Source organism: Streptomyces sp. NBC_00667 (assembly GCF_036226825.1).
Taxonomy (GTDB): domain Bacteria; phylum Actinomycetota; class Actinomycetes; order Streptomycetales; family Streptomycetaceae; genus Streptomyces.
In genome coordinates this window covers 5434800-5445511 of the sequence record NZ_CP109022.1, presented here as the reverse complement: position 1 = coordinate 5445511, position 10712 = coordinate 5434800, and the positions used below count along the sequence as shown (strand labels likewise).

Below are 10712 nucleotides of genomic sequence, written 5' to 3'. Positions count from 1 at the left end.
GGGGCGCGGTCGCGCCGGTCAGGTGAGGCCGAGTGCGTTGTCGATGAAGGCGAAGACGTCGTCTGCGGAGGCCGATTCGAGCCGGCCGCCTATGCCGTGGGCACCGGCCGTCGCGTCGAGGGTCGCGGTGAGGCGGGTCAGCAGGCTCTGCAGCCGGGCGGTGATGCGGGTGGCTTCGATCTCGTCGGCACCGAGCGCTTCGGCGGCCTGTTCGAGACGGTCCAGCTGGGCGAGCACCGGCAGTTCACCGGCGTTCTCGTCCTGGCAGAGCTCCGAGTGGAGGTGGCCGGCGAGCGCCGCCGGGCTGGGGTGGTCGTAGATCATGCTGGTCGGCAGGGGCCGGCCGGTGGCCGTGACCAGGCGGCTGCGCAGGTCGACGGCCGCGACGGAGTCGAAGCCCAGGTCGGTGAAACCGCGGTCGGCGCCCACGTCGGCGGGGTCGTCGTAGCCGAGCAGGGCCGCCGTGTGGCCGCGTACCAGGTCCAGCAGTGTCCTCAGCTGGTCGGCCCGGCCGAGTCCGGCCAGCCGGGCGGCCAGGTCGGTGCCTTCACCGGCGCCCGTCGCGGGGTCCGTGCCGAGGGCGGCGACCGCCTCGGGCAGTGCGTTCAACAGGGGTCGTGGGCGGGCCAGCGCGTAGGTGGGGGCGAAACGTTCCCAGTCGAACTCGGCGACCACCGCGTGCGGGGCGACGCCCGCGAGGATCCGGCGGAGTGCGCCGACGGCGTGCTCCGGGCGCATCGCGGGTGCCCCGATGCGGCGCATCACGGCGGCGAGTTCGGCGTCGACCATGCCGCCGTCCCAGGAGCCCCAGGCCACGGAGGTGGCGGCGAGGCCGCGGGCACGGCGGGAGTGGGCGAGGCCGTCGAGGTAGGCGTTGGCGCTGCCGTACGCGCACTGCCCGGCGCTGCCCCACACGGCGGCGCCGGAGGAGAACAGCACGAAGGCGTCGAGGGGGGTGTCCGTGAGCATTTCGTCGAGGTGGCGGGCGCCGAGCACCTTGGCGGCGGCCACCTCGGCGAGGTCCGCGAGGGTGAGTTCGGCGAGCGGCGCGATGCGCTGGGGCAGTCCGGCCGCGTGGACGACGGCGGTGAGGCCGGTCAGTCCGTCCAGGAGGCGGCGTACGGCTTCGCGGTCGGCGATGTCGCAGGCTTCGACGGAGACCCGCACGCCCGACGTGCGCAGTTCCTCGGCGAGTTCGGCGGCGCCGGGGGCCTGCGGGCCGCGCCGGCCGGCCAGGACGATGTGCTCCGCGCCGTCGGCGGCCAGCATCCGGGCGACGTGCGCACCGAGTCCGCCGGTGCCGCCGGTGACCAGGACGGTGCCGCGCGGGTGCCACGGCCCGGCCGGGTCGGGCCGGATGGGGCGCGTCATGCGGCGGCCGTACGTGCCCTCGGGGCGCAGCGCGACCTGGTCCTCCCCGGTGGCTCCGCCGAGGATGTCGCACAGCCGTCCCGCGAGCCGTTCGGCGGCTTCGCCCTCGGGCTCCGCCCCGGCGGGGAGGTCGACGAGACCGCCCCAGGTGGCGGGGGTCTCCAGTGCGAGCGCCGCGCCCAGGCCCCAGACGGCGCTCTGGGCGGGGTGCACGGGCCGGGCGGTCGAGTCGGCCTCGTCGGTGGCGACGGCGCCCCGGGTGAGGCACCACACGGGGGCGGTGCACTCCCGTGCGGCCAGCGCCTGGAGCAGGGCGACGGTGTCGGCCAGGCCGCGGGACAGCTCGGGGTGCTCCGGGTGGTCGGTGTCGTCCAGGGCGAGCAGGCTCAGCACCCCGGCCGGCGCTGCGGGCAGCGCCGGGGGCAGTACGGGGCCGCCCGCGCCGGTCGTGTGCAGGACGGGCCGCGCACCCCGGGTGGTGAGCGCGTCGGCGAAGACGGCGGCGAGGGGGTCCTGGCCGGGGGCGTGGACGAGGAGCCAGTCACCGTCGAGCGGGGCGGGCCGCGCCGGGTCGGGGACGGGGACCCAGCTGACGCGGTAGCGCAGCGCGTCCACGGCGGAGGCCTCGCGGCGGCCGGCCCGCCAGGTGGTGAGGGCGGGCAGGACGGGGGCGAGGGTGTCGGCGTCGAGGCCGAGCCGCTCGGCGAGTTCCGCCGCGTCGGCGCGTTCGACGGCCTCCCAGAAGCCGGTTTCCGCCGGGTGGGCTGCGGCCGGGGCGGCGGTCGGGACCTGGTCGGGGCGCGCCCAGTAGTTCTTGCGCTGGAAGGCGTAGGTGGGCAGGTCCACGCGCCGGGGGCCGGACCCCACCCCGGCTGCCGCGGCGTTGAAGTAGGCCGCCCAGTCGACGTGGACCCCTTGCGCGTGAGCGGCGGCGACGGCTTCGGCGAGCGCCCGCTCCTCGCTCCGGCCGCGCCGCAGGGCGGCGGTGAACACCGGCCGGTCGGCGTCGGCGGCCACGTCGCCGTCGGCGTCGCCGAGGCAGTCGGGGCCGAGCGGGGTGAGCGCGGCGTCGGGGCCGAGTTCGAGGAAGGTGCGGACGCCCTTGGCCGCCAGCTGTCCCACCGCGTCGCTGAAACGGACGCTCTGGCGCACGTGGCGCACCCAGTAGTCGGCGTGGGCGGCTTCGTCGGCGCCGAGGAGTTCCCCGGTCACGGTGGAGACGATCGGGATGCGGGGGGTTCCGTAGCGGATGCTCTCGGCGACGGCGCGGAACGCGTCGAGCATCGGCTCCATCAGCGGCGAGTGGAAGGCGTGCGAGACGGCGAGCCGTTTGGTCTTGCGTCCCTGGGCGCGGAAGTGCTCGGCGAGCGCGGTGACCGCCTCCTCCGTGCCGGAGACGACGACGGCGCGGGGGCCGTTGAGGGCTGCGATGCCCACATCGGCGGTGAGCAGCGGTTCCACCTCCTCCTCGCCGGCTTCGACCGCGGCCATCGCACCGCCCCCGGGCAGGTCCTGCATCAGGCGGCCGCGGGCGGCGACGAGCCGGGCGGCGTCGGGGAGCGTGAGGATGCCGCTGACGTGGGCGGCGGCCAGCTCGCCGATGGAGTGCCCGGCGAGGAAGTCGGGCCGGACGCCCCAGGACTCGACGAGCCGGTACAGGGCCACCTCACAGGCGAACAGGGCGGGCTGCGCCCGGCCGGTGGCGTCGAGCGGCGCACTGTCCTCACCCCACATCGTGTCGCGCAGCGGGGTGTCGAGGTGGGCGTCGAGGGCGGCGACCGCCTCGTCGAAGGCGCGGGCGAACACCGGGTAGACGGCATGGAGTTCGCGGCCCATGCCGATCCGCTGGGAACCCTGGCCGGTGAAGAGTACGGCGGTCAGCGCGTCGGGGCGGGCTGCGCCGGTGACGGTGCCGGGGGCCGGCAGCGTCGGGTCGGCGGCGAGGGCGCGCAGGCCGCGGGTCAGCTCCGCGTAGCTGTCGGCGACGACCACGGCGCGGTGTTCCAGGGCGGCCCGGGTGGTGGCCAGGGACCAGGCCGTGTCGGAGAGGGCGTGGTCGGGGTGGGCGTCCACGTGGTCTGCGAGGCGGGCCGCCTGCGCGGCGAGCGCCTCGGGGCGGCGGGCCGAGACGAGGACGGGCACCGGGACGGGCCGGGGGGCCTCGGCCGTCCGGCCGCCCGCCCCGGGCGCCGTGGTCTCGTCCGCCCGGACCTGCGCCGGAGTGCCATCTGCCGGAATGCCGTCTGCCCGGGTCTCCTCCGACGGGGTCTCGCCCGCCCCGGGCGCCTCCTTCGGGGCCTCCTCCACGATCACGTGCACGTTCGTGCCGCTCAGCCCGAACGACGACACGCCCGCACGCTTGGCGTGACCCCGCTCCGGCCAGACGATCGGCTCGGTCAGCAGCCGTACGCTGCCCGCGCTCCAGTCGACGTTGGGGCTGGGTTCGTCCACGTGCAGGGTGCGCGGCAGCACACCGTGGCGCATCGCCTGCACCATCTTGATGACTCCGCCGATCCCGGCGGCCGCCTGCGAGTGCCCGATGTTCGACTTGAACGAACCCAGCCACAGCGGCTGGTCGGCGGGCCGCTCGCGCCCGTAGGCGGCGATGAGGGCCTGCGCCTCGATGGGGTCACCCAGGGTGGTGCCGGTGCCGTGCGCCTCCACGGCGTCGACGTCGGCGGGGGTCAGCCGCCCGGAGGCGAGGGCCTGCAGGATGACCCGCTGCTGGGAAGGGCCGTTGGGCGCGGTCAGGCCGTTGGAGGCACCGTCGGAGTTCATCGCCGAGCCACGGATGACGGCGAGCACCGGGTGGCCGAGGCGCCGCGCGTCGCGGAGCCTCTCCACGAGGACCATGCCCGCGCCCTCGGACCAGGTGGTGCCGTCCGCAGCCGCCGCGAAGGACTTGCACCGGCCGTCCGGGGCCAGCCCGCGGTCCTGGCTGAACCCGACGAAGGAGTCGGGGCTGGCCATGACGGTGACCCCGCCGGCGAGGGCCATCGTGCACTCCCCGGTCCGTACGGACTGGACGGCGAGGTGGAGCGCGACGAGCGAGGACGAGCAGGCGGTGTCGACGGTCACCGCGGGACCCTCCAGGCCCAGCGAGTACGCCACGCGGCCCGAGGCGACGCTGGCCAGCCCGCCGGTACCGCCGCCGCCCGGGTAGTCGTGGTAGACGACACCGGCGAACACACCGGTCCGGCTGCCCTTGAGGGAGGTGGGGTCGATGCCCGCGCGCTCGATGGTCTCCCAGGACACCTCCAGCAGCAGCCGCTGCTGCGGGTCGGTGTCGCGGGCCTCGCGCGGGCTTATCTTGAAGAAGTCGGCGTCGAACTCGCCCGCGTCGTGGAGGAAGCCGCCCTCGCGGCAGTACGTCTTGCCGGGCGTGGCCGGCTCCGGGTCGTAGAGGGCGTCCACGTCCCAGCCGCGGCCGTCCGGGAAGAGCGACACGGCGTCCCGGCCGGCGTCCACCAGCTGCCACAGGTCCTCGGGCGAGGCGATACCACCCGGGAACCGGCATCCCATCGCGACGATGGCCACCGGCTCCTGGTTGAGCTCCTCCGCTTCGCGCAACTGACGGCGCGTGCGCTGGAGTTCGGTGGTGGCGCGCTTGAGATAGTCCCGGAGCTTCTCGTCGTTGCTCATCGAACCTCAACCAATCTAGAGCTGATCGCTGGCTAGGAGATGCCGAATTCGCTGTCGAGCACGTCGAACAGCTCCTCGTCGGTGACCGTTTCGAGGTCGGTGCCGTCATCGGCGGGGCCGCCGCCCGTACCCCGGGCGTCGCGCCAGCGCCGTACGACGGCCTCGAGGCGGGACGTGATGGCGTCGGCGCGGGCGCCGATCACGGCGGTGTCCCCGCCGTCGGCGGGGAAGCCCGTGAGTACCGCTTCGATGCGGTCGAGTTCGGCCAGCGCGGCGGCGGCCGGGTCCTCGCCGACGGAGTCGGCGTCCAACCGCTCGCCCAGGAACGCCGCGGCGGCACGCGGCGTCGGATAGTCGAAGATCAGGGTGGCGGGCAGGTCACAACCGCTCGCCGCGGTGAGCCGCTTGCGCAGTTCGACGGCGGCCAGCGAGTCGAAGCCCATGTCGCGGAAGGCCAGATCGGCTTCCACGGTGGTGGTGGAGTCGTAGCCGAGGACGGCGGCGACGTGCGTACGGACCAGCCCGAGCAGCACGCGGCCCCGATCGGCGGCGGGCAGCCCGTCGAGCTTGGCGTGCAGATCGGCCGCCGCCCGCCGGGACTCTTCGGCGGTGGGGACGTCATGGGCGACGTGGGCACCGCCGCCCGTGGAGTGCGCGGCGTCGACCCAGTAGCGGCTGCGCTGGAAGGGATAGGTGGGGAGGTCGACGCGCCGGGCGCCGGTGCCGGCGTAGAAGGCCTGCCAGTCGACGCGCACGCCGTCCACGTGCAGCTGCGCCAGCGCCGCGGTCAAGGCCTCGGGCTCGGGGCGGTTCCTGCGCAGGGTGGCCACGAGGACGGCTTCGGCCGACTCGGCCGACTGCTGGGCGAGGCCGGTGAGGATGCCGTCCGGGCCGATCTCCAGGAACCGGGTCACTCCCTGCTGCTCCAGGGTCCGTACGGCGTCGGAGAAGCGCACGGCCTCGCGGACCTGACCGACCCAGTACTCAGGGGACTGCCAGTCCAGCGACAGCTCACCCGAAACGGTGGAGACGACGGGGATGCGCGGCGTAGAGAACGTCAGCCGGGAGGCGACGGCACGGAACTCGTCCAGCATCGGATCCATCAAAGCCGAGTGGAAGGCGTGCGAGACCTGGAGCCGGCTGGTCTTGCGACCTTCGGCCGTGAAGTACTCGCCGAGGGCCAGCACAGCAGCCTCGACACCCGAAACCACGACCGAGTCCGGCCCGTTCACCGCAGCAATACCCACACCCTCGGCCAGGAGCGGCAACACTTCCTCTTCCTTCGCCTGCACGGCGAGCATCGCCCCACCCGCAGGCAGCGCCTGCATGAGCCGGCCGCGGGTCACGACGAGTTCGGCGGCATCGGGCAGGGACAGCACACCCGCCACATGGGCGGCGGCCAGCTCACCGATGGAATGCCCGGCGACGACGTCAGGCTTCACGCCCCACGCCTCCACCAGCCGGAACAGCGCCACTTCCAGCGCGAACAGTGCGGGCTGCGTCAGCGCGGTCGCATCGAGCGCGGCCGCGTCCTCACCCCACACCACCTCCCGCAACGACCGCCCCAGATGCCGGTCGACCTCCCCGCACACCGCGTCGAAGGCCTCCGCGAACACCGGGAACGCCTCGTACAGCTCACGACCCATGTCGAGGCGCTGCGCCCCCTGCCCCGTGAAGAGGAAGGCCGTCCGGCCGCCGCGCCGCAGGGTTCCGGTGAGCACCCGCGGGTGCTCCTCCCCCGCCGCGAGCGCCGCGAGCGCACTCTCGCGGTCGCCGAGCACGACGGCCCGGTGGGTGAAGGCGGTGCGCGAGGTCGCGAGGGAGAGCCCGATGTCCGATGCGTCGGTGTCCGTTTCGGCGGAGACCCGCTCCAGCAGACGTTCCGCCTGCGCGGCCAGCGCCTGCGGGGACTTCGCCGACAACACCCAGGGCAGCACGGGGAGCGCGGCCCGCACAGCCGGCCCCTCCGCCTCCGCCCCGGCCGGGGCCTCCTCGATGATCACGTGGGCGTTCGTCCCGCTGATGCCGAACGAGGACACCCCGGCCCGCCGCACACCGCCGGGTGCCGTCTCCCACACACGGCCCTCGGTGAGCAGCTCAACGCTCCCGGCTTCCCAGTCCACTTCGTCCGAGGGCGCGTCCACGTGCAGGGTGGGCGGCAGGACGCCGTTCCGTATCGCCATGACCATCTTCATCACGCCCGCGACGCCCGCGGCCGCCTGGCCGTGCCCCATGTTGGACTTGATCGAACCCAGCCACAGCGGCCGCCCCTCGGGCCGCTCCTGCCCGTACGTCTCCAACAGCGCCTGCGCCTCGATGGGGTCACCGAGGGTGGTTCCCGTGCCGTGTGCCTCGACCACGTCGACGTCGACCGCCATCAGCCCGGCGTTCGCCAGCGCCTTGCGGATCACGCGCTGCTGGGCCGGTCCGTTGGGGGCGGTCAGGCCGTTGCTTGCGCCGTCCTGGTTGAGCGCGGAGCCGCGGACGACGGCGAGCACGGGGTGGCCGTTGCGGCGCGCGTCGGAGAGCCGCTCCAGGAGCAGCACCCCCGCTCCCTCCGAGCAGGCCACGCCGTCCGCAGCGGCGGCGAAGGACTTGGAGCGGCCGTCGGCGGCCAGGCCCTGCTGGGTGCTGAAGTAGACGAACATGTCGGGGGTCGCCATCACCGTCACGCCACCCGCCAGGGCCAGGTCGCACTCCCCGGACCTCAGGGCCTGGGCGGCCATGTGCAGGGCCACCAGGGACGAGGAGCAGGCGGTGTCGACGCTGACCGCCGGGCCCTCCAGGCCCAGGGTGTAGGCCACTCGCCCCGATACGACACTGCCCGCGGTGGTGCTGCCGGGTTCGAGGCCGAGGGCGTAGTCGTGGTACATGACGCCGGCGAACACCCCGGTCGGGCTCCCCTTGAGGGTGGTGGGGTCGATGCCGGCCCGCTCGATGGCCTCCCAGGACACCTCCAGCAGCAGCCGCTGCTGGGGGTCGGTCACGACGGCCTCGTTGGGGCTGATCCCGAAGAAGACCGGGTCGAACTCCGCGGCCTCGTAGAGGAACCCGCCTTCCCGGGCGTACGACTTGCCGGGCGTGCCGGGCTCCGGGTCGTAGACCTCCGGGTCCCAGCCCCGGTCGGCGGGGAACCCGCCGATGGCGTCGACACCGTCCGCGACGAGCTTCCACAACTCCTCGGGGTTCGTGACACCGCCCGGGTAGCGGCAGCCCATTCCGACGATCACGATCGGGTCGTCGTGGCGTCCGGGGCGGCGCTCGGCCTCGGCCAGGCGCCGGCGGGCGTCCCGCAGGTCGGAGGTGGCCCGCTTCAGATATTCGAGAAGTCGCTCCTCGTTGCTCACCGAGACCTACTCCCTCTGGTCGACAAAAAGTGGCGACTCGCTCGCGTTACCCAGTCCGGCGTTGATCGGTTCGAACGCTACTGAGCTGCCGAGAGGGCGGCCTACCCTTAGGCCACCCCTGCCCAGAGGGGTCACCGGAGCAGGGGAAACACGCAGAACGGCCGGGGTGCGTGACGGCTGTCGTCCAGCTGTCACGCACCCCGGCCGGGGTCTGCCGAGCCCGCCGGAGTGGGGCGGGTCAGGGGGTCGCGGGGGTACCGAGCTCGTTGTCCAGGATGTCGAACAGCTCGTCCGCGGTGACCTCGTCGAGGTCCTCGCCACGGTCCGGGATCTCCGGCGTGGCATACCCCTGGGCGTGGGTGGGTCCTCCGTCGAGCCGGCCGGCCAGCTCCCGCAGGCGCTCGGCGAGCCGCGTCCGGTCGGGGGTGGTGACGGGCGGCGCGGTGGGCGCGTCGGAGGCCAGCAGTGCCTCCCACCGTGCGATGTCGGCCTCCAGTCCGGTGGCCGGTACGGGGGCGGCGACCGCCGGAGCCAGCTTCCGGGCGAGGTACGTGGCGACCTCCGCCGCACTCGGGTAGTCGAAGATCAGCGTGGCGGGCAGCCGCAGCCCGCTGGCCGCGTTCAGCTGGTTGCGCAGCTCCACCGACCCGAGGGAGTCGAAGCCCAGCTCGCCGAAGGCGCGGTCGGGTTCGATCGCCTCGCCCGAAGCGTGGCCGAGCACGGTCGCCGCGTGGCCGCGTACGACGTCCAGGATGATCCGGGTCCGCTCCTCCTCGTCGTGACCGGCGATCCGTTCGGCGAGCGACACGCCCTGGGACGCCGTGCCACCGGCCCGCTTGCGGGCGGCCGGAACCAGCCCGCGCAGCAGCGAGGGCAGTTCGTCGGTACTGGTCCGCAGGGCCGCCGCGTCCACCTGGAGCGGCACGGTGACGGCCGCGCCCGACGCCAGCGACGCGTCGAACAGGGCGAGCGCCTGGGCCTCGGACAGGGCGGGAGTACCGGCGCGGCGCATCCGGTCCCGGTCGGCTTCGGTGAGGTGGGCGGCCATGCCGGTGTTGACGTCCCAGAGACCGAAGGCCATCGCCGTCGCCGGCAGACCCTCCGCGTGCCGGTGAGCGGCCAGCGCGTCCAGGAACACGTTCGCCGCCGCATAGTTGCCCTGGCCCGCCGCCAGCACCAAACCACCCGCCGACGAGAACATCACGAACGCCGACAGACCCAAGTCCCTCGTCAGCTCATGCAGATGCCACGCCGCATCGGCCTTCGGCCGCAGCACCGCATCCATCCGCTCCATGGTCAACGCACCGACCACACCGTTGTCCGCGACACCCGCCACATGCACCACACCCGACAACGGATGCGCACCATCCACACCCGCCAACACCCCGTCCAGCGCCTCACGATCCGCCACATCACACGCGGCAACCGTCACACGGGCACCCAACTCAGTCAGGTCCGAGGCGAGTTCGGCAACACCGGGAGCATCCGGACCACGTCGGCCCAACAGCAACAGATGACGCACCCCGTGCTCCACCACCAGATGACGGGCCACCAAAGCACCCAGACCACCCGTACCACCCGTCACCAAAACCGTGCCCGAACCGTCCCACTGCGGCTTGACACCGTCGGACACCGCCAGCCGCGCCAGCCGCGGCACCAGCACCCCACCGGCACGCACCGCCAACTCGGCCTCACCCAGATCCGCAACCACACCCAGGTCCACGGACCCATCGGTGTCCACCAGCACGAACCGGCCCGGATTCTCCGCCTGAGCCGACCGCACCAGACCCCACACCGGAGCCTGCCGCACGTCCACCGGCTCACCATCGACAACAGCCACCCCACCACGCGTGACCACCACCAACGACGCACCCTCGAACCGCGGCTCCGCCAGCCACTCCTGCACCACGCCGAGGACCCGCTGCGCGTGTGCCCGGACATCGGCGAGTACGTCACCGGTCGCCGCGGCGGCGCAGTCCAGCACCACCGTCGCCGGCACCTCGGCGGCGGGCGTCACGTCCTCCCAGGCCGTCCAGTCGCCCGCGGCGGCCGGGGCCGCTTGCGGCACGGGCTGCCAGCGGACGTGGAGCAGGGCGTCGCCCGCCCCCGCGCCCAGCTGCTCGGCCGAGACGGGCCGGGAGAGGAGCGACTCGACCGACAGAACGGGGTTGCCCTGCTCGTCCGCGACGGTGAGCGCGAGCCCGTCCTGGTGGGCGATCGGGGTGAGCCGCACGCGCAGCGCCCTGGCCCCCGCGGCGTGCAGGGCGACCCCGTTCCAGGCGAAGGGCAGCAAGGTGCGGCCGCCGCCCTCGCGGCCCGGAATCGCGAGCAGTCCGACGTGCATCGCCGCGT

General features: G+C 74.0%; 3 protein-coding genes (1 of these 3 only partly in view). All 3 read right to left on the bottom strand.

Annotation, left to right across the window (positions count from 1 at the left end):
* Positions 1–18 precede the first annotated feature (18 nt).
* Entirely contained in the window at positions 19–5013 is a 4995-nt protein-coding gene (locus tag OHA81_RS24990; protein ID WP_329199402.1) for a type I polyketide synthase, read from the bottom strand.
* Positions 5014–5045: 32 nt separating this feature from the next.
* Entirely contained in the window at positions 5046–8360 is a 3315-nt protein-coding gene (locus tag OHA81_RS24985; RefSeq protein ID WP_329199400.1) for a type I polyketide synthase, read from the bottom strand.
* 238 nt (positions 8361–8598) lie between these two features.
* On the bottom strand, positions 8599–10712 hold the end of the coding sequence (locus OHA81_RS24980; RefSeq protein ID WP_443056658.1) for an SDR family NAD(P)-dependent oxidoreductase. 8455 nt of this gene lie beyond the right edge of the window; only the last 2114 of its 10569 coding nucleotides appear in the window; the start codon falls outside the window, past its right edge; its stop codon occupies positions 8599–8601.